The organism is Pseudomonas sp. MPFS, from assembly GCF_022537035.1.
GTDB lineage: Bacteria > Pseudomonadota > Gammaproteobacteria > Pseudomonadales > Pseudomonadaceae > Aquipseudomonas > Aquipseudomonas sessilinigenes.
Genome location: NZ_CP066123.1, coordinates 2478929 through 2503923 on the forward strand (window position 1 = coordinate 2478929; position 24995 = coordinate 2503923).

Sequence of the window (24995 nt, forward strand, 5' to 3'; positions counted from 1 at the left end):
AAGGCGTCTTTATCCCGCTTGATTGGATGAAACGGCGGGTTTGTTATGCGAGGCCGACATAGCAGGACGAGGCTAACACGCTCCCGGGCCGTAGAGGATGAGGAATTTGCATAGCATTATGCCGGACTGGCATTGGCAATTTTTTAGCAACTTAATGTTACAAGTGTTCCGCAGGGTGCCGATGGACTGTGGCCGTAAGGTACCGGGCGGCTCCAGGGGCTTGTCGGTCCAGGGCAAATCACGGAAGCTGCCGCACCGCAAAATGCGCTCATTCAGCGGTGCAACGTACTTATTTCAGGGATGCAGGTAATGACGCTCAGAGTGTTGGTGGTCGGTGGTTATGGCAATTTCGGCAGCATCATCTGCCGCTACCTGATCCACCGCCCCGGCGTGCACCTGCTGATCTCAGGACGCGACCCGTCCCGCCTGGCGGCCAAGGTCGAGGCCCTGCGCGCCGAGGGCGGGCAGCCCTGCGAGGGGTGGTGTGGGGATGCCATGGGCGAGGAGTGGGCACCGGCGCTCAAGACCCTGGGCATCGATTGGGTGATCCACACCGGCGGACCGTTCCAGGGCCAGTCCTATGCCGTGGCCCAGGGATGCATCGAGGCCGGGGTGAACTACTGCGACCTGGCCGACTGCCGGCAATTCGTGGGGGGTATCGGCGGCCTCGATACCCAGGCCCGAGCGGCCGGAGTGACGTTGCTCAGTGGTTGCAGTTCGGTGCCGACCCTGTCGTCGGCGATCATCGACGAGCATCGCCAGCGCTTCGCCCGTATCGATCGCATCGAGCACGGTATTTCTTCCTCGGCGAAGATGCCCGGGGTGTCTACCATCCTCGGGGTGCTGGCCTATGCCGGTCGGCCGATCCAGCAGCTCAAGGACGGTCAGCCGCACCCGGTGATCGGCTGGCAGGGGCTGGCCTTGCGCACGTTGCCAAGGCTGGGCACACGCTTGGTGGCCAATGTCGATGTGCCGGACCTGGACCTGTTCGCCGCCCGTTATGGCGCCCATACCCTGTCGTTCAAGGCGGGTGCCGGGCTCAAGGTCGCCGGGCTGGCCAACGCCTTGCTGGCCCAGGCGGTGAAGCTGGGGCTGGTGCGCGATCCGGCGCCCTGGGCCGTACGGTTGCATCGCTGCGGGACCTGGTTCGAGTGGCTGGGCGATGGCTTGAGCGCCATGTATGTCGACGTGCATGGCCTGGGCCAGGATGGCCAGCCGCTGTCGATGGCCGCGCAACTGACGGCCACCCATGATCATGGTCCGGAGATTCCCAGTTGTGCGGCGGTGGCGGTGATCCTCAAGGTGCTCGATGGTCAGGCGCTGCTCCCGGGAGCCCGCGCCTGCATCGGCGAGGTCAGCCTGGAGCAGTACCTGCGGGCCATCGACGATCCGCTCCACTTGCAGATGCAGGTTGAGTTCTCGCGTTAGCCGGGCTGGGCTTTTTCACCATAGAAGCGGCTTGGCCAGGTCCTTCCAGAACAGCCAGCGTTGTACTTCATGGTGCGCGCCGGTGCCGATCTGCCAGTCCGGGCGCCCGCAGTCCAGATTGATGCGCACGATGATCCCGGCGAAGGTGGCGGCCACCAGGGTCTTGCCATCGGGGCTGATGTCCATGGCGCACAGGGTCGAGCCGACGTAGTGCTGCCAACGCTCTTGGCCGGTCTCGCTGAAGGCCCGCAGGTAACCGTAGGCATCGCCGATGATGAACTCGTCGCCCCGCGAGGTTGCGGCGTATACCCGGGCGCCATCCTGCAGCACTGGGGTGCGCGGATCGTCGCTGTAGAAATCGGTGGCCAGCCCCGGCAGGTCGGCCACCGCGACGCCCAGGCTGGCGCCGCTGTAGAAGTGGCAGGCATTGAGCAGCAGGCGGTCGCCGCGCTGGTTGAAGCAGGCGAAGTGCGGGTATTCGCTGCCGGGTCCGATCTCGGCCACTGGCTGCAATTGGGCATCGAACACCAGGTGCGAACTGCTTTGCTCGCCCACGGCGATCCACTGGCCGTCCGCCGAAATCGCCCCGTGCTCCATGTCCAGGTCCAGGTTCAGGTCCTCGGCGGTGACTCCCTTGGCCAGGTCCTGGCGCAGCTCTTCCAGGCTGCGCAGCAGGCGGGTGGCGCCACCGGCGTGGAGGACGAAGATGCCATCGGCACTGACCAGCAGCACCCGCTGGCCGTCGGGGAAGGGGATCAGTTGGCTGGGCGTGGCGCGCTCGCGCAGTTCCAGGTCCGCGGGCAACCCGGCGAGCCGCTCGGGCCAGGCGAAGCTCGCCACCTGTGGGCCGTCCCAACCGTCGGTGACCTGGATGTCTGCGGCCCGGGCCCAGGCGAAGTAGCGCCGCTGCGGGCAGGCGCCGAAGTACTCCACCTGGTCCAGGGGCCGGACACGATCGTTATCGATGTGCACCACCGAGCCCGCCTCGTAGGGCGCGCCGATCCGCGCCAGCAGACTGCCGTCGGCCAGCAGGGCCAGGGCCGGGATCATCTGGCCCTGGTTCTCCAGGTGTGGCGTCAGGGGGAAGTGCGCCGGCGGCCAGGCCTGGCGAAAGGCTTCGCGTGCGACGGGATCATGGGGGCCGGCATTGCTCGCTTCCAGGGCCGCCTGCCAGGCGGGCAGCAGGTGCTTGGTGGCTGGCAGGCTGGGCTCCTTCAGGTTATCCCAGCCTTCGCGCATGCCGGTCTCGACATAGCGGTTGATGTCCTGGGCATAACGGTGCACGGCACGGTGCCATTGCTCCTGGGCGTTCTGTTGGGGTGGGGGGCGGGACATGCGCGTGGACTCCTTGTGGCGCGGGGTAGGCAAGTTGACCCTGGAATGGACCTTGAAAACCAGTGGTTTATCCGCGGCTCGAGGATTTTCCTGGTGCGGTGATCATTCAGGCCGCGTAGGTGCTGACCCGGTTGCGTCCGGCGCGCTTGGAGGCATACAGCGCCTGGTCGGCCCGCTCGATCAGGCAGCGATGGTCGCGGGCCGTGTGATCGAGGCAGGCGATGCCCAGGCTGATGGTGAAGGCAATGGTTTGGCCGTTGTGCAGCACCTGCTGGTTCTGCACGGATTGACGCAGGCGTTCGGCCAGGGTGCGGGCGCCTCCCAGGTCGGTGCGTGGCAAGACAATGGCAAACTCCTCGCCGCCATAGCGTCCGGCCACGTCGCTGTCGCGCAGGTGCTGGTGGATCAATTGCGAAAGACACTTGATCACGGCATCGCCCGCCTGGTGGCCGTAGCGATCGTTGATCGATTTGAAATGGTCGATATCCAGCATCAGCAGGGCGATGGCGTTGTCATGGTGTGCGTATTCGAATTGCAGGCGCTGCTCCCAGTGCCCACGGTTGTAGAGTTGGGTCAGGTGGTCGGTACGCGACAGTTGTTGCATTTGATTGTTGGCCTTCTGCAAGGCAAGGCTGTTGATCGCCACATCGGTCAGGTCGTAGATCACCAGGCACACGTGATCGATCTCACTGTTGGCCGAGCGCAACGGCAGCAGCGTGGTGTTCTGGTACATGAACTCGCCCTGGCCGGTGATCGGCTGGTAGTTCTTGAAGTGCACCAGGTACGGACGCTGTTTCCAGATGGTGAAGGCGGGGGTGCCAAGGGCCACCACTCGCCCCACCTTGCGGGTGAACCAGGGTTTCTCGACTTCCGGGAACAGCTCGAAGAACGAGCGATCGATGGCCTGTTTGGAGGCCACCCCGGAACGGTTCTCCATGAAGCTGTTCCACACCTGGACCCGGCATTCGAGGTCCAGCACGACGATTCCCACGTCGATGCTCTGGACCACCGCCAGCAGCCAGTGCAGCTCGCTGAAATTCATTTGTCTGGGCATGGTTCAACTCATCAGGTAGGCCAGCTTCTGTTCCAGCAAGGCCAGCGAGCCTTCGGTGAACAACAGCAGCAGGTCGAAGTGGATGTTCTGCTCTTCCAGGCTGTAGCTGATCTCCACTGCCTGGGTGTTTTTCCAGCGCTGCTGATTGAGCACGATCAAATCGTCGATGCTGGTCTGCTCGCCGAGCACCTGGGGGTGGCCCACGGAAAAAAACATGTCCAGCTGGTCGGCGATGCTGCTCAGGCAGGCGCCGATCAGCACGCTGGACAGGTCGATCAGCACTTCCATTTCCTGGTAGGGGTCGGTGCCCTGTTCCATCAACTGCGCAATGTCGGCCACCGAAGAGTCGTAGAACATCAGCAGGGCCTCGCCGGCGATGCCGCTGCCGATGTAGCTCTGGCAGATGGCCGTCAACTGTCGCGAGCGATTAGCGTCCGCCAGGAGCATTTGCAGCTCGCCGGCCTCCAGGACGTTGACGTGGGGAATCGGCAGGTGCACGAACACATCCAGGACCTTGGCGATCAGCGCCGCGGCGTAGCCCATGGAGACGTTCACGGTCTCGCGAAAGGCATCGCGAAAGGTCACCACCGGTGCCGGGGACGGATTGGGCACCGGCTTGCAGCGTCCGTTATCCAAGAGTTGCAGTTCATTGAGCAGGCTGCGCAATTGCTGGGGGTCGAAAGGTTTCTTGAGAAAGGCCCGGGCGCCCAGCTCGCGGGTACGACGTACGGCTTCTTCCTGGATGTCGCCGGAGATGACGATGATCTGCGTGTCGATGCCTTCTTCCTGCACGGCACTCAGTACCTGGTAGCCATCCATCACCGGCATCGTCAGGTCCAGCAGCGCCACTTTGCCCAGGCCCCGGCGCAGGGCTTCCAGTCCTTCGCGGCCATTGCAGGCCTGGGTCACGGACACTCGCCATTCGCCAGGCAGGGTCTGCAGCACCTGCTTCCTGGCCATGCTCGAGTCATCGCAGACGAGGAGGGGAATCATCGGGATCGGACGCTCATTCGAAAAAATCCGCAGGTGGATAGTGTTCGGGAATGTAACGAGTTGCCGTTTGTATTGTGTTTGTTACAGGCTGTCCGTGCCGCGCCGAACTATAGAGCGGCAGATAATGAAAGAACAAGCAGCGGGTAATCGAGTTGTTTGTTCCAGATCATTGTTCAATGAATTTCCAGTACCTGGAATGGCAACTTAAGATGCGGGTTCAACTTTCAATGGGTGGGCACTTGGTTTGCCGGGGCGTGCTATGAGAGTCAGTAAGTACGGGGGTCTGGTCAGTTTTCAAGGTGTCTTGCGACTGTTTTCTGGCGTTTGAAAAATGACGCGTTGTAAATAACTTTTAATTGATCGTTAAATAACTTCTTATTATTTGTGGTGACTTCGTGTTCGTATAGGTTGGTGTGGAACGAGTCAGTGTTCGAATGAACGGTCGGTCAGGCGCGGGGGATGAAAGTTAAGGGGTCGAGTTGCCCACCTGCCACAACCAGCCTGCCAATATGCAACAAGAACTTACCGCGCAGCCTGCTCCAGGGGCTTGCCTGATCACTGGGTCCCTTGATTTGCGCTGCCTGTAGGGAGCCTGGGGGCAAGCGTGGGCGAGCGGCCAAAAAAATGTCAGATTTTGAGTAGCGGCCTGGACCTTTTCCCGCAATGCGCAATCATTACTGCGTGGAAAATATAAGGAGAGACGCATGTTCATTCGGTCATTGACCCTCGCAACTCTGCTCGCTGTCGCAGGCCCCGTCCTGGCTGCCGACAACGATGGCCCACTGACCCAGGACCTGGGCAAATCACGGCCATTGATCGTGATCGCCCCCAGCAGCGTCGACCCGACCCTGGTGAGCTTGAAGAAGTCCCTGGAAGAGCCCGCCAATCGCCAGGCCTTCAACGAACGCAACATGGTCCTGTACACGGTGCTCAATACCATCGGCCAGCGCGATGGCAAGGACATCGATCCGCAATCCACCATGGCCCTGATTCGCAGCCTCAAGTTGGGCGCGGGGGCCCAGACCAAGGTGATCCTGGTGGGCAAGGATGGCGAGAAGAAGCTGGAGCATTCAGGGGCCATCGAACTCAAGGAAGTGTTCAGCGCCATCGATCAATTGCCGGCGACCGAGAAGCAGGCGGCCGCCCCGGCCCCAGCGCCGGAACCCCAGGCCAAGCCAGCCAATGCCAAGGCTGGCAAGCAGGCCAAGCCCGCAGCGGCGCCCCAGGCCCTGGACGACTGAGCCAGGTGTCAGCACCTGCCGGGAGCTGGCTGCGTTAGCCCCCGGCATTGCTCCGCGCAGCGGGATGTTTCCCGCAGGCGCTCATGGGCGATCCAGCAACTGGCGCAATGCCTGGACGATCGTCCGTACCTCGTCCTCATCGATCACCAGCGGTGGCAGCAGGCGGATGGTCTTGCCCCGGGTGACGTTGATCAGCAGCCCATGATCCCGGGCGGCAGCCTGCACCAGGTCCGGAGCCGGACGCCGCAGTTCGAGTCCGATCATCAAGCCCAGGCCTCGAATCTCCAGCACTTGCGGATGCCCCGACAGTACCTCGCGCAACAGCTTGAGCAGCAACGCGCCCTGGCGTTCGGCGTTGGCCAGCAGGCCCTGTTCCTCGATGATCTCCAGTACCGTGCAGGCCACCCGGCAGGCCAGCGGATTGCCGCCGAAGGTACTGCCATGACTGCCGGGGGTGAACAGTTGCGCGGCCTTGCCCCGGGCCAGGCAAGCGCCGATGGGGATGCCGTTGCCCAGGCCCTTGGCCAGGGTCATCACGTCCGGCACCACGTCTTCGTGCTGGCAGGCGAACCAGCGGCCGGTGCGACCGATACCGCTCTGGATCTCGTCGAGCATCAGCAGCCAGTTGCGCCGGGAGCACAGCTCGCGCAGTGCCTTCAGATAACCTGCTGGTGCCAGCTGGATGCCGCTCTCGCCCTGGATCGGCTCCAGCAGCACCGCGCAAATGCGTGCGCCATGGCGGCTGGCGGCCTGCTCCAGGGCCGCCAGGTCACCGAAGGGCACCTTGAGGAAATCCCCGGGTAATGACCCGTAGCCCAGGCGGACCGCCGGCCCGTCGCTGGCCGACAGGGTGCCCAGGGTGCGGCCGTGGAAGGCGTTCTCCATCACCACCACCAGCGGTTGCTCGATGCCCTTGTACCAGCCATGCAGGCGCGCCAGTTTCAGTGCGGTTTCGTTGGCCTCGGCCCCGGAGTTGTTGAAGAACGCCCGGTCCATGCCGGCCAGCGCCGTCAGCCGGCCCGCCAGTCGCTGCTGCCAGTCGATGCTGTACAGGTTGGAGGTGTGCAGCAACAATCCGGCCTGCTCGCTGATGGCGCTGACCAGGCGCGGGTGGGAATGGCCGACACCGGTCACGGCCACGCCGGCGATGGCATCCAGGTATTCGCGGCCGGCCTGGTCCCAGAGGCGGGTGCCCAGGCCTTTGCTGAAGTTCAGGGACAAAGGCTGGTAGGTACTCATCAGGGCGGCGCTCATGGCGGTTCACTTCCATCACGGGTGGGGGTGTCGCCAGTATCGTTAGCCAGCCAGGCTAGATAAACTCGGAAGATCTTTAATCATCTTAAAGCAGGAGTTGATAATGGATCTGTTCCAGGCCATGTCGGTGTACGTCAAGGTGGTGGAGGCGGGGAACATGACCGCCGCCGCCCGGGAATGCGGCCTTTCCACCACCATGGTGGGCAATCACCTGCGGGCCCTGGAGCAACGCCTGGGGGTGCGCCTGCTCAATCGCACCACCCGCCGCCAGCGCCTGACCGAGTTCGGCACCGAGTACTACCAGCGTTGCCTGGCGGTGCTGGGCCTGGTGGCCGACTCCGAGCACTTGGCGGAGCAGGCCCAGGGCACGCCGTCCGGGACCTTGCGCATCACCGCACCGGTGACGTTCGGCACCGAACGCCTGGCGCCGGCCCTGAGTGAATTCCGTCAGCGTTGCCCCGAGGTCAAGGTCGAGCTGAACCTGGCCAACCAGCGCTTCGACCTCACCGATGGCACCTTCGACGTGGCCATCCGCCTGGGCAACCTGGACACCAATGCACTGATTGCCCGGCCATTGCAGGACTACACCCTGACCATCTGCGCCGCGCCGCAATACCTGGAGCACCATGGCACGCCGCAGGTGCCCGAGGACCTGGCGCAGCACAACTGCCTGGCCTTCGCCTTTCCGGCGGGAGACGAGTGGAGTTCCACCGCGACCCAGTGGCCCTTGCACGGGCCCGAGGGGGATGTGCTGATACCCGTGTCCGGCTCATTGCTGGCCAACACGTCCTCCGGCCTGCATCGCGCGGCGAGGGGAGGGCTGGGGATCGTGATGATGCCCGATGCGCTGGTGGAGGAAGACCTGCGCCAGGGGCGGCTGGTGGCCGTGTTGCAGGACTACCAGCTGCCTTTGCGGGCGATGCACCTGCTCTATGCCCAGGACCGTTACCGGCTGCCCAAGCTGCGCAGTTTCGTCGAGTTCGCCCTGGAGAAGTGGGGGCGCCCCTAGCTCGCTTCGTGGGCCAGCAGCATCATCGCCGCCGACAGGGTATGGCCGTCGGTGATGCGCCCGGCGGCGATCATCGCCAGCAGTTCCTGGCGGCTGACCCACAGCACCTTGTCCACTTCGCCATCGGTGGCGCCGGCCTGCTGCTCGGCGATTTCCACCTGGCACACGGCAACGGCACTGGCGATCAGCGAGGTGTTGCTGTGCAGCAATCCCAGCTGGCGCACCTGCGATGCCTGCCAGCCGGTTTCCTCCAGCAGTTCACGGGCGGCGGCATCACAAGGGCTTTCGCCGGCGTCGATGGCCCCTCGTGGAAACTCGATGGACTGGCCGCCGATGGCCCGGCGCCTGAGGTCGGCCAGCATTAGCCGGCCATCGGCCAGGGTCGGTATGGCGACCACGCCGTTCACCGCCTGGGCCTCCTTGATGATGAAGTAGCCCTGCTCACGGACCACCCTGAAATAGGGGGTTTCCAGCAGGCACTGGTTATCGGGGTTCGAACTCATGTGGGTCACTCCAGGAAGCAGCGATCGAACAGGTACACCTGCTCGGGTTTGAGGTTGTCCAGGGTCGCCTGGGGGCGGCCACCGTCGCCGCTCTTCTTGCGCCCGGTGTCGCGCAGGTAGCCGGCTTCGCTCATCTTCAGCAGGCGTTGGCGGATGCTGGTCTTGAGCACCGGGCGTTGCAGCACGATAGAGAAGATCGCCACGGCCTCGGGGGCACTGAATTCGTTGCCGAGGAACATCAGCGGCAGGCTGCTGTACAAGGATTTGGACAGCAGTCGTTCATGGGCCTGGGCCACCAGGCTGTTGTGGTCGAAGGGCAGCTTGAAGGCGCCGCTGGCCACTTCCCGCAAGCTGAAGAAACCTTGCTGCGGGCCAGGCTGCACGGGTTCGCTGGCGATCCCCAGGTAGAAGGTCGAGGACGACCAGCAGCGCGGATCGCGAAAGGCATCGCCCACCGTGCCCACCTGTTCCAGCCAGGCCAGGGGCATGTCCACCTTGCTCGAGCGGCGCAGGCGTTCCACCGCGTCGTTCAGGCTGCGGTCCTCGACATCGCCGTTGACCACGATCCCGGGCAGCGCCCAGTGCCCGGCGAAGGGTTCGCTGTCCCGCTGGTGCAGGAGGATGTCCAGTTCGCCGCTGTCACGGTTGTAGCGCAACAGGCACAGGTCGATGGTGTGCAGGTAGGCGTTGGCGAGGGTGGGGCGGTCGTGCATATCAACTTCCGTGGACGGCGTAGAGGCCGTAGTTTAGCGGATTCATCCCCGGAGCCAGCCACTGGCTGGGCGGTGTTTCGCCACGAGCCAGGTATTGGCGCAAGACCGTGCTGCGCACGCCGGGCTGTTCCTCGATGCGCAGGATGGAAAAGCGCTGCAGCAACTCCTGGCCGCGATGGAACCTGGGCAGCTGCCGCGCGACATCCTCACCGACCACCAGGGCGATGCGTTTGCCCTCCAGGGCCAGGTCGTCGGCCAGGCGTTCGAGCAGGGTGAAGCTGTATACCGGGCCGGGATCGGCCAGCGCCAGTGTCTGCTCCAGGCGGCTCACCGCCAGCTCGGCCGGGCATTGTGCTTGCAGGTGTCCGGTGATGGCCTGCAACCAGAGTGCCCGTTGTTCGAAATCGGCCATGCGCTTGCCGTCGGGGTGGCGGAAGCTGGGCACCACCAGGACGCGCCGGGCATGGCGAGCGGCCTCGAGCATCACTTGGGCGTGTCCGGCGTGGGGCGGATTGAAAGCGCCGCCATACAGGGCCAGTTCGAACATTGGTTTATCCTCTGTTGGTACATGACGTGTACTTTATCACCGCTTTGCCCTGCTGCAACTGCTGTTTGAGGCTGTCATTCAACTTGTGATCGATTTGGCGACACTGAAAAAATCTGGAGCAGGGGGGATTGCCACAAAAGTACATGACGTGTACTTTGTGCTTCATGCAGAGGAGAGACCCAGCATGAACAGCCAAACGATGAAGACCGCTTCTTTCGATGTCGATGCGCAAAAGAGCTTCACCCCGCTGTGCCCGGACGAGTTGCCGGTGGCCGAGGGCGACCGCATCGGTGGCGAGCTGAACTTCATGGCGACCCTGGCCAGCCTGCGTATTGGCAGCAAGGACGCCCACAGTCCCCAGGCTCCCTGGGTGGTGGCCGGGCACGAGCAGATGCTCCAGCCCACCGGCCTGGCACACGCCGACCTGACCTGGGTCAGCCACTGCGTTCCAGGCACCGAGGGCTTCACCCTGCTGGACGAATTGCCCAGCCCCTATGACTACGACTACTTCGTGTGGAAGGGCGTGGAGCCGGACCTGCACCCCTACGGCGCCTGCTACCACGACCTGCACGGCAAGCTCTCCACCGGGGTCATCGAGTACCTCAAGAGCCAGGGCGTGCAGCGGGTCATCGTTGGTGGCCTGGCCCTGGACTTCTGCGTCAAGACCACCGCCCTGCAACTGGCCGCCGCCGGTTTCAAGGTGATCATCCACCTGCCGGCGTGCCGGGCCATCAGCGCCGAGGGCGCCACCCAGGCCATCGCCGACATGCAGCAAGCCGGTATCGCGATAGCCGCGACCCGCGAAGAAACCGCCAGCCTGGCCAGCGTTTGAGGAGTCACCATGGAAAGTGCATTTGACCGCGACAACGGCGTGATCCAGAGCCTGCTGGACACCGACTACTACACCTTCACCATGATGCAGGCGGTGCTGCACCAGCACCCCAATGTCGAGGTCGAGTACCAGTTCATCGTTCGCTCCAAAGAGTCCCTGGTGCACCTGATCCCCGAGATCCGCCAGGAGCTGGAGAAACTGGCCGACCTGCAGATGCGCGAAGGCGAGCAGCGCTTTTTGTTCAGCAAGCGTTTTCGCGAATACCTGACCCCTGATTTCGAGCAATTCCTCGGGCTGTTCCGCTTCAACCTGCGCTACATCCACGTGGCCGCCGTCGAGGGTCAGTTGAGCATCCGCGTCCGTGGCCCGATGCTGCACTGCATCATGTTCGAGCAACCGGTGCTGGCCATGGTCAGCGAGCTGCGCAATCGCGACAAGTACCCGGATGTCGAACTGGCGGACGTCACTCGCCGGCTCTACCAGAAGTTCGAATGGCTGGAGAAGAATGCCAGCCGCGATGAACTCGCCGAATTGCGGGTCTCGGACTTCTCCACCCGCCGGCGCTTGTCGTTCAAGGCCCAGCGCGAAGTGGTGAAGATCATGCACAGTGATTTTCCCGGGGTGTTCGTCGGCACCAGCAATGCGCACCTGGCCTACGAGTTCGACCTGCCGCTGATCGGCACCATGGCCCACCAGTGGCTGATGGTGCACCAGCAACTGGGGCGGCTGCGGGAAAGCCAGAACGCCGCGCTGGAGAACTGGGTTCGCGAGTATCGCGGGCGCCTGGGCATCGCCTTGACCGACTGCATCAGCACCGACTTCTTCCTCAAGGACTTCGACCTGTACTTCGCCAAGCTGTATGACGGCCTGCGCCAGGATTCCGGGGACCCGCTGGTCTGGGCCGACAAGGTCCTGGCCCGCTATCGGGAACTGGGCATCGACCCGCGGAGCAAGGACCTGATGTTCTCCGACGGCCTGAACTTCGAGAAATGCCTGCCGATCCTGCGTCATGTGCGCGGCCAGGCCCGCTTCGGTTTCGGCATGGGCACCAGCCTGGCCTGCGATGTGGAGGGTGTGGAGCCGCTGAGCATCGTGATGAAGCTGGTGCGGGTGCATGGCGAGCCGGTGGTGAAGTTCTCCGACGACCCGGTGAAGAACGTCTGTGAAGACCCATCCTTCCTTCGCTATGCGGCGCAGGTATTCAACGTCGATCTTGCCAACTCGCCCCTGGAGGCCTGACATGACCCATCCGACCCAAGAACGTATCGCCCGGGAACTGGGCATCGATCGGCAACTGGTCGCTGGCGGCGAGCCTGCCGAGATTGCGCGCCGCGTGGCATTCATCCAGCAGGTCCTGGGTGATTCCGGTTGCCACAGCCTGGTGCTGGGCATCAGCGGCGGCGTCGATTCCCTGGTGGCCGGGCGCCTGTGCCAGCTGGCGGTGGAGCAGATGCGCGAGGCCGGCCATGGGGTGCGTTTCATCGCCATGCGCCTGCCGTATCGCCACCAGGCCGATGAACACGACGCCCAGGCTTCCCTGGCATTCATCCGCCCCGATGAGATCAGCACCTGCAATATCGCCGACAGCGTCGATGGCTTGATGCGTGAGGTGCAGCTCGACGGCCTGGAACCTTCGGCGGCCCTCACGGATTTCACCAAGGGCAACGTCAAGGCCCGGGCCCGGATGCTGGCCCAGTACGCGGTGGCCAACCTGAGCAATGGCCTGGTGGTGGGTACCGATCATGGCGCCGAGGCGTTGATGGGTTTCTTCACCAAGTACGGCGACGGCGCTTGCGACCTGGCGCCGTTATCGAGCCTGACCAAGACCCAGGTGCGGCTGCTGGCCGATGCCCTTGGCGCGCCCGGGCACCTGGTGCGCAAGGCACCCACCGCAGACCTCGAAGAACTGTCCCCGGGCAAGCTGGACGAGGACGCCTATGGGTGCAGCTACGAGGAAATCGACGCCTACCTGATGGGCCAGCCGGTACCCGACACCGTGCGCCAATTGATCGAAAACGCCTACCAGCGCACCGCCCATAAGCGCGCCTTGCCCCACACTCCGGCGCCACATACCCGGTCCCTTTAACCGCTGCCGAGCGGGCGAGGCTGCGACCGGGGGCGCAGCGTCCGCCAAGCCTGGCGATGGGGTCCATCAGGTCAATTTCGGATACGCCGGATGTGGCTCGTGCCGAGCCATGCGTAGCCTGCGGCAGCGGCTTGTATCTCGACTATCGCGTTTACACACGCGATAGTTCTCGACTGATCATCGAGGAAGAGGAATGAAGCCGGGCAGCGGCTAAGGCCTTGAGCCTGCACTGTAGATTGAGCTCCTCCTCTTCAACCTCACTCGCTAAGTCCGAACGGTATCCTGAGCCCTGCATCGCACGGTAGCTCGCATCAACAAGGCTGAGACCGAGTGATGGATGATCCTCAACCCGCGCATACGAGGAAGAGAATATGTCTAACGTCATCGGGATCGATATCGCCAAGAACACATTCGATGTCGCCACGCCTCTGCCCAACGGCAAGTACCGCACACGCGGCAAGATTCCCAACAATGCCGAGGGCTTCGCCCAGCTCGACCAGTGGCTCAAGTTGCATGCGCAGCCCGACGCCAGGGTCGTCATGGAAGCCACCAGCGTTTATCACGAAGCCCTGGCAGAGCACCTCTACCACCAGGGTTACAAAGTCATCGTGGTCAACCCGGCCCGGGTCCATTACTTCAAGAAAAGCGAAGGAATCAACTACAAGACCGACAAGGTGGACGCCAAGTTGCTGGCCGCCTTTGCCCAGGCCAAGCACGAGTCACCCTTGACGCCCTGGGCGCCGGAGCCTGTGGCGATCCGCCGGCTACGGGTCCTGCTGCGACGCCTGGACGACCTGCAGGAGATGCTGCAGATGGAACGTAATCGCCAGGAAGTGGCGGATACGGTGGTTCAGGAATCGATCCAGTCGCACATCAGCCACATCGAAAAAGACATCGTCCAGACCCGCCAGATGATCAAGCAGCATGTCGACGATGATCCCGACTTGCGGGGCAAACGGGATCTGCTGTTGAGCATCGACGGTATCGGCGAGAAGACCGCGTCAGTGATCCTGGCCGAACTGGGCGATCTCAAGGAGTTTCGTAGCGCCCGGGCCGTAGTCTCGTTTGCGGGGTTGAATCCGCAGCTGGCCGAATCCGGCAAATTCAAGGGCCGCACGCTGATCAGCAAGGCTGGTTCGGGGCGTATCCGCCGAGCGTTGTACCTACCCAGCATCACCGCCATGAACATGAGTGAGCCCCTCATGGCGATGAAAGAGCGGCTGCGCGCCAAGGGTAAAGCGGGCAAGCAGATCGTCTGTGCAGTGATGCGCAAGATGCTGCACATCGTATTTGGCGTGCTCAAGTCGGGTCATCCTTATGACCCGAAATTGGCGCTTGCCCGGTAACGGGCAAGACGGTATCTACACGCAGCGGTTTCAACCATCGCGCCACTTGTCCAGGGCCATGCGGCAATCGGCGACCAGCTCGGGCATGTGCTCCCGTGCCTCTGGCCAGCCCAGGTCTTCCAGCGCGAGCTGGGCCGCCTGGCGCAATGGCTGCCATTGCCGGTGTTCGAAACCGTTGTCCTCCAGGGTCATGCCGTAGGCTTCCGGGCTCAGCCCTTCACAGGCTGTCAGCAAGGCTTGCAGGTGCTGGTGCAGGGCCGGGTCCAGCCGCGCCGGGAAATCCCGCACGAAACGCTCCAGGTAATCCAACTGATCGGACCACAGGTTGCATTCCGCGCAGCAACCGATCTCCACCCGTTGCCGGCTCGCGTCCATGGCCAGGAACTCCAGGGCCGGTCCCAGTTCGCCCAGGAGGATGAGCCAGCGGTACTGGTCCTGGCCGTACCAGGTCCAGATATTCGTCGCCAGTTTTTCGTGGCCGCTGCCTGGGTTCATGGCGCTTCTCCGGCGTGCCACCAGCGCGGTCGCTGGCTCTTGTAGGAGTGGTGGGTGGGCATCAGCGCCTTGCGGTTGTTGCTGTCGAACGTCCCCAGCAGCAGGGCGACCGTGGGTTCGTCGTCGATGGCGCCCAGGGAGCTGCCGCACTGGGCACAGAACGCCCGGCTGGAATAATCCGACGACCTGAACGTGCTCGGCGCGCCGCCTGGGCCAGTCCAGCGCACCCGCTCGCGGGGGAACTCGACCCAGGCCAGGGTCAGGGCGCCGCTATGGCGCTGGCACAGCTTGCACGAGCAGGTATGGGGATTGGCGGCAGGCCCCCGGGCCTCGAAGCGAATCTGCCCGCACAGGCAGCCGCCCTGGTATATCTCTGCGCTCATGCTGGTCCTCCTCCAGGGTGTGCCGTAGTGGCTGGAGGGCGAATCTAGCATGCCCTCCGACCGGCTTCAGCGCAGTTTTTCCAGCATCTGGTAATACCACATGCCAGCGGCCAGCATCGGGTTGCCCAGCTGGTCGCCGAACGGCACGCGGATGTGCTGGCAGGCGGCGAAGGTGTCATAGCGGCCCAGGTGGCCGGTCAGGGCCTCGGCCATGATCTCGCCCATGATGTGGCTGGTGGCCACGCCATGCCCGGAGTAGCCCTGGCAGTACCAGACGTTGTCCGAGAGCTTGCCCAGTTGCGGGATGCGGTTGATCACGATGCCCATGGCGCAGCTCCATTGGAAGTCGATGGCCACGCCCTTGAGCGCCGGGAAGGTACGCTCGATGCACGGTCGCAGTTCGCCGGCGATATCCCGCGAATCCTTGCCGCTGTAGTTGGCGCCACCGCCGAACAGCAGGCGGCCGTCGGCGGTCATCCGGTAGTAGTCGAGGACGAAGCGGCAGTCGTATACCGCCAGGTCCTCGGGGTTCAGGCGCCGGGCCAGGTCGCCCAGGGGTTCGGTGGTGACGATGCCGCCCATGGCCGGGAAGATCTTGCCCTTTAGCTGCCCGGGCTCGAGCTTGTGGTAGACGTCGCCGGCCAGCAGCACCTGGCGGGCCTCGATGCGCCCCTGGGCGGTGACCACCGCCGGCTGCGGGCCATGGACGATCTCCAGCACCGGGCTGTGTTCGAAGATCAGCGCGCCGAGGCTTTCGGCGGCGCGGGCCTCGCCGATGCACAGGTTCAGCGGGTGCAGGTGCAGGTTGCGGGTGTTCTTGATCGCGCCGTGGTAGAGATCGCTTTCCAGCAGGCCGCGGACCTGCTCGCGGTCCAGCAGGCTGACCTCGTCGCCCATGCCACGTTCCACCGCTTCGTCGTAGGCGTCGCGCAACTCGGCCAGGTGCCCGGGCTTGTAGGCGGCATGCAGGTGGCCGTGCTTGAGGTCGCAGGCAATGGCGTATTTTTCTACCCGCTGGCGGATGATCTGGTGCCCGCGCCAGCGCAGGTGCCAGATGAAGTCATCCACCTCGTCGCCCAGGCTGCGGCGCATCTGCTTGCGCATGGCGGCATCGCCGGACAGGCTGCCGGTGACCTGGCCGCCGTTGCGCCCGCTGGCGCCCCAGCCAATCTTGTGGCTCTCGACGATGGCCACCTTCAGGCCGCGCTCGGCCAGCTCCACGGCGCTGGCAACGCCGGTGAAGCCGCCACCGATGATCAGCACGTCCACCTGCTGGCTGCCTTGCAGGGTCGGGTACTGGGTTTCCTGGTTGAGGGTGGCGCTGTAGTAGCTGGGGCAGCGCTCGGCTGCCGGGGTCCGCGGATCGAAGGCGGCGCTCATGGGAAATCCTCGCAAAAGAATGAACCGGGCCGCTGCCGGTAGGCAGCGGCCAGCAAGTCGGGTTGCCCGCAGGGGCTCAGGCCTGGGTCAGGTACCAGCGCCAGTCCTGCTCGCCGACCTCGGCCATGAACTGGCGGTACTCGGCGCGCTTGACCGCCAGGTACACCCCGAGGAATTCGCTGCCCAGGGCCTCGCGGGCCCAGGTCGAGCGTTCCAGGGCGGTGAGCGAGGTCAGCCAGTCGGTGGGCAACAGCTCCTTGGCCTGGGCATAACCGTTGCCCTGCACCGGATCCCCCGGGTCGAGTTGTTCAGCCAGGCCACGATGGACTGCGGCGAGGATCGCTGCGGCGGCCAGGTAGGGGTTGGCATCGGCGCCGCAAATGCGATGTTCGATGTGCCGGCTATTGGCCGGGCCGCCGGGAACCCGCAGGCTCACGGTGCGGTTGTCGACACCCCAGGTGGGGGCCAGTGGTGCATAGCTGTTGGCCTGGAAGCGCCGGTAGGAGTTGGCGTTGGGGCAGAACAGCAGCAACGAGTCCAGCAGCGAGGCGAGCATGCCGCCCACCGCTTGGCGCAGCAGCGGGGTACCGGCCGGGTCCTGGGCGGCGAACAGGTTGTTGCCGGCGGCATCGGCGATGCTCACGTGCATGTGCATGCCGGTGCCGGCCAGGTGGTCGAAGGGCTTGGCCATGAAGGTGGCCTGCATTCCATGCTGGTGGGCCACGGCCTTGACCAGGCGCTTGTAGCGCACGGCCTGGTCCATGGCGGCGAGGGCGTCGCCATGCTCCAGGGTGATCTCCACCTGGCCTGGGGCGTACTCGGAAATCGCCGTGCGCGCCGGAATGCCCTGCAGCTTGCAGGCGGCATAGAGGTCGGCGAGGAAGGGTTCGATCTGTTCCAGTTCCCGCAGGCCATAGACCTGGGTGGTACGCGGTCGGCCGCCATCGGCATCCAGCGCCGGTTGAGGGCGGCCATTGCCGTCGCGCCTGGCGTCCAGCAGGTAGAACTCCAGTTCGCAGGCCATCACCGGGTAGTAGCCGTCGGCCTTGAGCCGGTCGATGACCTTGATCAACAGGTGGCGCGGGTCGGCGATGTTGGCTGGCTGGCCTTCCTGCGGGTGCATGCTGACCTGCACCGCAGCGGTGGGGATCTGCCGCCAGGGCAGGCGTACCAGGCTGCCCGCCAGCGGATAGGCGCGGCAGTCGATATCGCCCACATCCCACACCAGTCCGGAGTTCTCCACGTCGTCGCCATTGAGGGTCAGGCCGAGGATGGTGCTGGGCAGGGGGCGGCCGCTTTCATACACCGCCAGCAGTTCCTCGCGGTGCAGCAGCTTGCCTCGTGGCACGCCGTTGGCGTCGAGGATGAACAGCTCGATCATGTCGATATCGGGGTTGGCGGCCAGGAAATCACGGGCCTCTTCGGGGGCGGCAAAATGCATGCTGGTTCTCGCTTGCGCCTTCAGGGCGCACAGGTTTTCAGGTCCTGCGACGACACCACGCACGGGGCGTTCGCAGGGACGCAAAACAGGTCTGGAGGGGTGATGCGCAACGTTGCGCGATCAGGCCAGGAGCGAGTGATCCGGAGGACGTGAGGAGTGGCGCAGGCGGGAACGGCACAGGGCCATGGGCAGGTTGACCAGGAGCTTCATGGGCAGGACCTGTCCAGCAGGTAATAACCGATGACGGCGGCGCGACCCTCATGGACCTCATGAGGGGGATGGGCGAAGTGGCGAAGGTGGCGAGCAGGCAGCGAACCCTGTGCGACGGCCATGCCCGTGCGACCCTGGCTGCAAGCCGTGGGGGCGGGGCGGGCGAATCCGTGGTACGGGTTCGTGAGGGACATCGGCCGGTGATCTCGCTGTCGAGTTCGTTGTGCTTATTCTTCCGGGTGTCTCAGGGGCAGCAAGCCCCGAGGCGAACCCATACTGCAAGAATCCTTTGGCCAATGTAAGGGGGTGGTGGAGTCAGTCAGCCCCGGAAGGCTTCCATGGAGTCGGTGCCAAGTCCCGGGCTAGAGCGGGGCGTTGGCCTTGGCGAGGGTGTCTAATTTTTTTTACGGCATTTCAGTAGAGGCCGGGCAACAAGCGCCAGCTGCGGGCGCAGTAGTCCTCGTAGGGCTGGCCGAAATGCTCGCGGAGCAGCGCCTCCTCGGCGTGGATCCGGGCAATCAACGGCACCAGGGTCAGTACCGCCAGCAACAGCCCCAGCCCGGAACGGAAGGCCAGGGCCCACCCCACTGCGTTGACCAGCAAGCCGAGGTAGCTGGGGTTGCGCAAGTGGCGATACAGGCCGTCGGTCACCAGGCGGTGATCGGGCTGGATGGCCACCAAGCCGCTGAAGCGCCGGCCGAGGATGAACACCGGCCACAGGCGCAAGGCGCCACCGGCGATGAACAACAGCGCGCCGAGCCAGCGCAGGGCCTCGCCGCCGAAGGTCCAGAACTCCAGGCGATCGCAATAGGCTGGCAGGAAACCGCTCGCCAGGCCGATCAGGCCAAACACCGGCAGCACCCAGCGATTGTCCCGGTCTTCCTGTTCGCCGCTGCTGAGGTTGACCTCGCTGCACAGCGAGGCCAACACCATGAGCAAGGTGGCAATGGCGATCAAGGTCAGCGCCGGGTGGGCGAAGAACGCCGCGAAGCCGCCGCGTCCCCAGATCGCCAGGCCAAGGTAGGCCAGGGCGCCCAGCAGGCTGGAGATGGCCAGTCGAGGAGAGATTTTCATGATGACCGCACTAGCATCAGGAACCTCTCTTGAGTGTAGGAGCGCGCCGGTTCGGCCAGGTGTACGTTGGTCCGGTTCAGGCGCTGCGCTGGGCCAGCCGGCTCACCAGGAAGTCGATGAAGGCCCGGGTCTTCTGCGGTACTCGCCGGGCCGAAGGGTAGACCACGTTGATGCTGATCGGCGGCGCCTGCCACTGGCACAGCACCGGCACCAGGCGTCCTGCCTCCAGGGCCTCTTCGACGATGAAGTCCGGCAGCAGGGCGATCCCCATTCCAGCCTCCGCCGCCTGGGCCAGCAGGTCGCCATTGTTGGCGTGCAGGGGCCCGGTCACATGCACCCGCTGGGTATCGCTGCCATGGCTCAACTGCAGGCTGACGCCACTTTGCAGGTAGCCGTAGCCGAGAAACCGGTGGCTGCCCAGGTCCTTGGGCTGGAGCGGCAGGCCGGTGCGTTCCAGGTAGGCGGGGGAGGCCACCATGATCCGTGGCACCGGCGCCAGTTGCCGGGCTACCAGGGAGGAATCCGCCAGGCTGGCGATCCGCAGCGTCACGTCGAAGCCGCCGCGCACCGGGTCCACTTGCTGGTCGCTGAGCACCAGCTGCAACTCGATCAGCGGATGCAGTTCATGGAACAGCGGCACCAGCGGCCCGAGCCGGCGCAGGCCGAAAGACATCGGCGCGTTGACCCGCAAGACTCCGCGCAGCTCGGCGCTACCGTCCCGGGCCCGCTGCTCGGCTTCGTCCACCGCTGCCAGCACTTCGCGAGCGGATTCGTAGTATTCGGCGCCGGTCTCGGTCAAGTGCAGGCTGCGGGTGGTGCGTTGCAGCAGTTGCACGCCGAGGCTTTCCTCCAGGGCCTGGATCTGTTTGCTGACCTTGGAGCGGGGCACGTCCATGGCCCGCGCCGCAGCGGCAAAACCGCTTTCGTCGACGGTGGCGACGAAGGCGCGCATGCATTCGATACGATCCATGATTGTCCCTGTTTTAGAATCAATGATTCTCGATTTTAGGGAATTGTTCCTGTTTCAGCCAGAACCTAGATTAACCACCAAGCCGGCCCCACAGGGCGCCTTCAGCGCCATCAGCCGGTCATGTTCGCCCCTCACTCTGACTGCAAAAGGAACGCGCCATGTCCATTCGTGAATTGCTCACCCCGCACAACTCGGCCCTGATCCTGATCGACCACCAGCCGCAGATGGCTTTCGGCGTGCAATCGATCGACCGCCAGGCCCTGAAGAACAACACTGTGGCCCTGGCCAAGGCCGCCAGGATCTTCAACGTACCGAGCATCCTCACCTCGGTGGAGACCGAGAGTTTCAGCGGCTACATCTGGCCGGAACTGTTGGCGGTGTTTCCCGAGCAACAGCCCATCGAACGGACCTCGATGAATTCCTGGGAGGATCGCCACCTGGTGGCGGCCGTGCAGGCCACCGGGCGCAAGAAACTGGTGATGGCGGCCCTGTGGACCGAGGTCTGCCTGACCTTCCCGGCCCTGGAGGCGTTGGCCGAGGGCTATGAGGTGTACATCGTCACCGATGCCTCCGGCGGCACCAGCCAGGAAGCCCACGACATGGCGGTGCAGCGCATGGTCCAGGCCGGCGCGGTGCCGGTGACCTGGCAGCAGGTGCTGCTCGAGTACCAGCGCGACTGGGCCCGCAAGGATACCTACGATGCAGTCATGGCCCTGGTGCTGGAGCACAGCGGTGCCTACGGCATGGGTGTCGACTATGCCCACAGCATGGTGCACAAGGCCGGGCAGCGCCGGCTGTGATGGCTCTCCAGGCGGTGCCTCCGGGCACTCGCTGGATATCGTGCAGCAGGGCGCGCCCCTGCTGGTCGCTCAATGTGCTGGCAGTGCGGAGTCGCAGATGAATATTGAACTTACCGATGGCGTGGTCACCCTGCTGGTGCGCCACCGCATCAAGAAGGGGCAGGAGCAGGCCTACGAGACCTGGCTGCGCCAGATCATCGCCAAGGCCCGCAGTTATCCGGGGCACCTGGGGATCGATGTGGTGCGCGGCCACAGCGGCGGCCTCGGCCTCTTCACCAGCGTGCTGCGCTTTGCCAGCACCGAGCAGTTGCAAGACTGGCTGGACTCCGACGACCGTCGGCAACTGGTGCAACAGGCCCAGCACCTGCTGGCCGATGGCGACCAGACCGAGGTCAATGTCGAGCGCGAGTTCTGGTTCACCCCCCAGGACAGCGCCGCGCCGGCCCCGCCGCCGCGCTGGAAGCAAGCCTGCGTGACCTTCCTGGTGATCCTGCCGCTGACCTTCCTCGTGCCGCAGTTATGGAAGCCGCTGTTCGCCTGGCTGCCCTGGCTTGGCGGTTACGTGCAGGCCAATGTGCTGATCACCCTGAGCATCGTGCTGCTGGTGGTCTACGTTTTCATGCCTCGGGTCACCCGCCTGTTCAGCCGCTGGCTGCAACCGCGCGGCGCGGCCTGAACCTTTTCGCCTCAATCGGAGCCATGCCATGAACCACAACGCAATTGCCGATCTGATCCTGTTCAATGGCCGCCTGCATACCGTGGACCGGGCCAACCCTCGGGCCACGGCCGTGGCGATCAAGGAGGGGCGCTTCATCGCCGTGGGCGACGATGCCCAGGCCATGGCCTTGCGCGGCAGCACCACCCAGGTCATCGACCTCAAGGGGCGTACGGTGATCCCCGGGCTCAACGACTCGCACCTGCACCTGATCCGCGGTGGCCTCAACTACAACCTGGAGCTGCGCTGGGAAGGCGTGCCGTCGCTGGCCGATGCCCTGCGCCTGCTCAAGGAACAGGCCCAGCGCACCCCGGCACCGCAGTGGGTGCGAGTGGTCGGCGGCTGGAACGAATTCCAGTTCGCCGAAAAACGCATGCCAACCCTGGAAGAGTTGAACCAGGCGGCACCGGATACCCCGGTATTCGTCCTGCACCTCTACGACCGGGCGCTGCTCAACCGCGCCGCGCTGCGGGTGGTGGGCTACGATCGCCATACCCCGAACCCGCCGGGCGGCGAGATCGTCCGCGATGGCAACGGCAATCCCACCGGCATGCTGATCGCCCGGCCCAACGCGATGATCCTCTACGCCACCCTGGCCAAGGGGCCCAAGTTGCCGCTGGAGTACCAGGTCAACTCTACTCGCCAGTTCATGCGTGAGCTCAATCGCCTTGGGGTCACCAGTGCCATCGATGCGGGTGGCGGCTTCCAGAACTACCCGGACGACTACCAGGTGATCGAGCAACTGGCGGCCCAGCAGCAATTGACGGTGCGCATCGCCTACAACCTGTTCACCCAGAAACCCAAGCAAGAACTGGCGGACTTCAAGAACTGGACCAGCAGCGTGCGCTACGGCCAGGGCGATGACTTCCTGCGGAACAACGGGGCAGGGGAGATGCTGGTGTTCTCCGCCGCCGATTTCGAGGACTTCCTCGAGCCGCGCCCCGATCTGCCTCAGGACATGGAGCAGGAGTTGGAGCCGGTGGTCCGCCATCTGGTGGAGCAGCGCTGGCCGTTCCGCCTGCATGCGACCTATGACGAATCCATTTCGCGCATGCTCGATGTTTTCGAAAAGGTCGACCGCGATATCCCCTTCAACGGCTTGCCCTGGTTCTTCGACCATGCCGAGACCATCAGCCCGCGCAATATCGAGCGGGTCCGGGCCCTGGGCGGTGGCATCGCGATCCAGGACCGCATGGCCTTCCAGGGCGAGTACTTCGTCGACCGCTATGGCGCCAAGGCGGCCGAGATGACCCCGCCGATCCAGCGCATGCTCGCCGAAGGCATTCCAGTGGGCGCCGGTACCGATGCCACCCGGGTCTCGAGCTACAACCCCTGGACCTCGTTGTACTGGATGGTCAGTGGCAAGACCGTCGGTGGCCTGGCTCTGTATCCCCAGGGCCTGGATCGCGATACCGCACTGGAGCTCTATACCCACGGCAGCGCCTGGTTCTCCTCGGAACAGGGCAAGAAAGGCCAGCTCAAGGTCGGGCAACTGGCGGATCTGGTGGCCCTGTCGGCGGACTACTTCAGCGTCGAGGAAGAGGCGATCAAGTGGATCGAGTCGCTGTTGACGGTGGTGGATGGCAAGGTGGTGCATGCCGCCGGCGACTTCCACTCGCTGGCACCGCCCAGCTTGCCCGTGACGCCGGACTGGTCGCCGGTGGCCAAGGTGCCGGGGCATTGGAAGCCTGCCGCGCCGTTGTCGGCTCAGTTGCACCAGTGCAGCGGTCCTTGCGCGGTGCATGCCCACGGGCACGAGCGGGCTCGCCTGGCCAAGGTGCCGGTCAGCGATTTCCAGGGCTTCTGGGGCGCGTTTGGCTGCTCGTGCTTTGCCTTTTGAACCCAGCCGATAAAAGGGCGACAGGACGCTGCGGCGTGCTGTCGCCTGCTGGCTGGGCATTCGCGACAGGCAAGTGTCTCAGTCTTCACCAGGCGCGGCATACGCCTGTTCGATGTGACCGATGTTCTTGTTCAGGATTGGCTTGGAAATACGCAGGATCAGGGACTCGACATGCTTTGGAAAGTCTCGCCATTCTGAGCTGCCGACATCGTAGGCAGAAATGTAGCGCACCAGTTCATAGCGTTTCTCGGGCTTCTTCTTGATTCCCGCGGGGAACTGGATATGCACATCCCGGCGTATGGCCGAATAGGCTTCCTTGAGCAGGTTGGTGGCTTTGCCGAGGTAGATGAGGTTGGCCATCGAGTCATAGAACGCATAGATGCCGGCCCGGTCTTCGTGTCCTTTGAACAGGACCTTCAACTGCTTCATCACCGGTTGATCCGGCTGGAACTCGGCGAATTCGATCACCGACTGGAATTCAGGCGTGAAGGCGCGGTGAATGAAGTACTCGACGGTGATGTGCTGGGGCTGGCAATGGCCTGAGCACCACTCCTGGATCTGCTTGACGCTGTATCCGGTGCGGGCTTCGGCGTCTTCCAGATCGTCCGAGTAGTACCGCTCAATGATGTAACGCAAGACACCGCTGCGATCAGTCACACAAAGTCCTTTTTTAAGGTTCGACTTGGCTTTCGAATATCGTGCCTGGTGGTGACATCGAGGCGTCAGTGAATACTGCAGCCCTCTTTGCCAACCGCCTGGCCGGTTTGAGCGGGGCGATGCTACTAACTGGCCATCAGGCTGTCCAGTTGCCAGGTGATCGTGTTCATGAACCGCGATGAGTGAGCTGGAAGATGTTGTTCGGATTAATTGCGGGCAATAAAAAGGGGCGCTGAAAGTTCAGCGCCCCTGCTGTTTTATATTGAGATTAAACTTGTCTCAACAAAACCGATCGATGATTCGAACTTCCGGATTGCCGCGCAGCGACTGCCATTCGTTCTTCAGGGTCTCCAGTACCCGACCGATGAAGTCCTTGTCGGCGGCGGCTTTCTTGCCGACATAACCCTGGCCGCGGCGGTACATCTTCAGGCGGGCTGCCAGATCCTGGTTGTTGCGGTCGAATTCTGCTTCATGGCTATGGGGCGACAGGCAGTCGATATGCACTTGGCCCGACTTGGCAATCCACAGGATATGGCTGTCGTGGCTGTCTTTGCGTGCGGCGAACATACGTGCCAATTCATCAATAGTGGGATGGTTATTAAGATTCATTTGTAGCCCCCTTGACCATTCATCGATCTATCTAAGTTGTTTAGCTAATTCATCTTGCTACATCGGTAAGTTGAACCCTG

Annotated in this window: 25 protein-coding genes; 10 read left to right on the top strand and 15 right to left on the bottom strand. The window is 63.9% G+C overall.

The window, feature by feature from the left end; translation table 11 throughout:
- Positions 1-309: 309 nt before the first annotated feature.
- On the top strand, positions 310-1428 hold the full coding sequence (locus I9018_RS11730; RefSeq protein WP_241109528.1) for a saccharopine dehydrogenase NADP-binding domain-containing protein: 1119 nt from the start codon (positions 310-312) through the stop codon (positions 1426-1428).
- Between the two features lie 15 nt (positions 1429-1443).
- Here I9018_RS11730 and I9018_RS11735 read toward each other — a convergent pair whose 3' ends face one another.
- From I9018_RS11735 to I9018_RS11745, 3 genes are all read right to left on the bottom strand, one after another.
- Positions 1444-2763 (bottom strand): hypothetical protein, encoded by a 1320-nt coding sequence (locus I9018_RS11735; RefSeq protein WP_241109529.1) that lies wholly within the window; start codon positions 2761-2763, stop codon positions 1444-1446.
- Positions 2764-2869: 106 nt separating this feature from the next.
- Complete coding sequence (locus I9018_RS11740) at positions 2870-3817, bottom strand: sensor domain-containing diguanylate cyclase (RefSeq protein WP_068586803.1); 948 nt, start codon at positions 3815-3817, stop codon at positions 2870-2872.
- A gap of 3 nt (positions 3818-3820) precedes the next feature.
- The gene (locus I9018_RS11745; RefSeq protein ID WP_241109530.1) at positions 3821-4810 is read right to left on the bottom strand and encodes a response regulator; all 990 of its coding nucleotides are present in this window, start codon (positions 4808-4810) and stop codon (positions 3821-3823) included.
- A 704-nt stretch (positions 4811-5514) separates the two neighbouring features.
- Between I9018_RS11745 and I9018_RS11750 the strand changes: the two genes are divergently transcribed.
- Positions 5515-6051, top strand: coding sequence for a DUF4174 domain-containing protein (locus tag I9018_RS11750; RefSeq protein ID WP_241109531.1), 537 nt, complete (start codon positions 5515-5517; stop codon positions 6049-6051).
- Between the two features lie 81 nt (positions 6052-6132).
- On the opposite strand, the gene I9018_RS11755 is transcribed toward I9018_RS11750, so the two are convergent.
- Entirely contained in the window at positions 6133-7305 is a 1173-nt protein-coding gene (locus tag I9018_RS11755) for an aspartate aminotransferase family protein (protein WP_241109532.1), read from the bottom strand.
- 103 nt (positions 7306-7408) lie between these two features.
- Between I9018_RS11755 and I9018_RS11760 the strand changes: the two genes are divergently transcribed.
- Positions 7409-8314, top strand: coding sequence for a LysR family transcriptional regulator (locus I9018_RS11760; RefSeq protein WP_022643810.1), 906 nt, complete (start codon positions 7409-7411; stop codon positions 8312-8314).
- Here the strand turns inward: I9018_RS11760 and I9018_RS11765 are convergent.
- From I9018_RS11765 to I9018_RS11775, 3 genes are read right to left on the bottom strand one after another with little or no spacing between them, the layout of a single operon-like run.
- Positions 8311-8817, bottom strand: coding sequence for an NUDIX hydrolase (locus I9018_RS11765; RefSeq protein ID WP_022643811.1), 507 nt, complete (start codon positions 8815-8817; stop codon positions 8311-8313). The genes I9018_RS11760 and I9018_RS11765 overlap by 4 nt on opposite strands.
- A 5-nt stretch (positions 8818-8822) precedes the next feature.
- A complete protein-coding gene (locus tag I9018_RS11770) occupies positions 8823-9530 on the bottom strand; it encodes an NUDIX hydrolase (protein ID WP_241109533.1) in 708 nt (235 codons plus the stop codon).
- 1 nt (position 9531) lies between these two features.
- The gene (locus I9018_RS11775; RefSeq protein WP_241109534.1) at positions 9532-10077 is read right to left on the bottom strand and encodes an adenylyltransferase/cytidyltransferase family protein; all 546 of its coding nucleotides are present in this window, start codon (positions 10075-10077) and stop codon (positions 9532-9534) included.
- Between the two features lie 184 nt (positions 10078-10261).
- Between I9018_RS11775 and I9018_RS11780 the strand changes: the two genes are divergently transcribed.
- From I9018_RS11780 to I9018_RS11795, 4 genes are all read left to right on the top strand, one after another.
- Positions 10262-10909 (top strand): nicotinamidase, encoded by a 648-nt coding sequence (locus I9018_RS11780; protein WP_241109535.1) that lies wholly within the window; start codon positions 10262-10264, stop codon positions 10907-10909.
- A gap of 9 nt (positions 10910-10918) precedes the next feature.
- Positions 10919-12148, top strand: a complete 1230-nt coding sequence (gene pncB / locus I9018_RS11785; RefSeq protein ID WP_068586778.1) for a nicotinate phosphoribosyltransferase — start codon at positions 10919-10921, stop codon at positions 12146-12148.
- Position 12149: 1 nt separating this feature from the next.
- Positions 12150-12995, top strand: a complete 846-nt coding sequence (gene nadE / locus I9018_RS11790; RefSeq protein ID WP_241109536.1) for an ammonia-dependent NAD(+) synthetase — start codon at positions 12150-12152, stop codon at positions 12993-12995.
- A 371-nt stretch (positions 12996-13366) separates the two neighbouring features.
- Positions 13367-14341 carry a transposase gene (locus I9018_RS11795; RefSeq protein ID WP_241107265.1) on the top strand — a complete coding sequence of 325 codons (975 nt, stop codon included), beginning with the start codon at positions 13367-13369 and terminating at the stop codon, positions 14339-14341.
- 30 nt (positions 14342-14371) lie between these two features.
- Here I9018_RS11795 and I9018_RS11800 read toward each other — a convergent pair whose 3' ends face one another.
- The 6 genes from I9018_RS11800 to I9018_RS11825 form a co-directional block, all read right to left on the bottom strand.
- Positions 14372-14836: a hypothetical protein gene (locus I9018_RS11800; protein WP_124346440.1), complete on the bottom strand. Its 465-nt coding sequence runs from the start codon at positions 14834-14836 to the stop codon at positions 14372-14374.
- Positions 14833-15219 (bottom strand): GFA family protein, encoded by a 387-nt coding sequence (locus tag I9018_RS11805; RefSeq protein ID WP_124346441.1) that lies wholly within the window; start codon positions 15217-15219, stop codon positions 14833-14835. The genes I9018_RS11800 and I9018_RS11805 overlap by 4 nt, the downstream gene beginning before the upstream one ends.
- A gap of 66 nt (positions 15220-15285) precedes the next feature.
- Positions 15286-16599 carry an FAD-binding oxidoreductase gene (locus I9018_RS11810; RefSeq protein ID WP_241109537.1) on the bottom strand — a complete coding sequence of 438 codons (1314 nt, stop codon included), beginning with the start codon at positions 16597-16599 and terminating at the stop codon, positions 15286-15288.
- A 76-nt stretch (positions 16600-16675) separates the two neighbouring features.
- A complete protein-coding gene (locus I9018_RS11815) occupies positions 16676-18040 on the bottom strand; it encodes a glutamine synthetase family protein (RefSeq protein ID WP_241109538.1) in 1365 nt (454 codons plus the stop codon).
- Positions 18041-18664: 624 nt separating this feature from the next.
- Positions 18665-19324, bottom strand: coding sequence for an isoprenylcysteine carboxylmethyltransferase family protein (locus tag I9018_RS11820; protein ID WP_241109539.1), 660 nt, complete (start codon positions 19322-19324; stop codon positions 18665-18667).
- Between the two features lie 76 nt (positions 19325-19400).
- A complete protein-coding gene (locus tag I9018_RS11825; protein WP_241109540.1) occupies positions 19401-20294 on the bottom strand; it encodes a LysR family transcriptional regulator in 894 nt (297 codons plus the stop codon).
- Positions 20295-20452: 158 nt separating this feature from the next.
- On the opposite strand from I9018_RS11825, the gene I9018_RS11830 reads away from it, so the two are divergent.
- From I9018_RS11830 to I9018_RS11840, 3 genes are all read left to right on the top strand, one after another.
- A complete protein-coding gene (locus I9018_RS11830) occupies positions 20453-21094 on the top strand; it encodes a hydrolase (RefSeq protein WP_241109541.1) in 642 nt (213 codons plus the stop codon).
- 97 nt (positions 21095-21191) lie between these two features.
- Positions 21192-21770, top strand: a complete 579-nt coding sequence (locus I9018_RS11835) for an antibiotic biosynthesis monooxygenase (protein ID WP_068586832.1) — start codon at positions 21192-21194, stop codon at positions 21768-21770.
- A 28-nt stretch (positions 21771-21798) separates the two neighbouring features.
- The gene (locus I9018_RS11840) at positions 21799-23649 is read left to right on the top strand and encodes an amidohydrolase (protein WP_241109542.1); all 1851 of its coding nucleotides are present in this window, start codon (positions 21799-21801) and stop codon (positions 23647-23649) included.
- A gap of 78 nt (positions 23650-23727) precedes the next feature.
- Here I9018_RS11840 and I9018_RS11845 read toward each other — a convergent pair whose 3' ends face one another.
- Both I9018_RS11845 and I9018_RS11850 read right to left on the bottom strand, forming a co-directional pair.
- Positions 23728-24306, bottom strand: a complete 579-nt coding sequence (locus I9018_RS11845) for a hypothetical protein (protein WP_068586837.1) — start codon at positions 24304-24306, stop codon at positions 23728-23730.
- Positions 24307-24585: 279 nt separating this feature from the next.
- A complete protein-coding gene (locus I9018_RS11850; RefSeq protein WP_241109543.1) occupies positions 24586-24915 on the bottom strand; it encodes a hypothetical protein in 330 nt (109 codons plus the stop codon).
- Between the last annotated feature and the right edge of the window lie 80 nt (positions 24916-24995).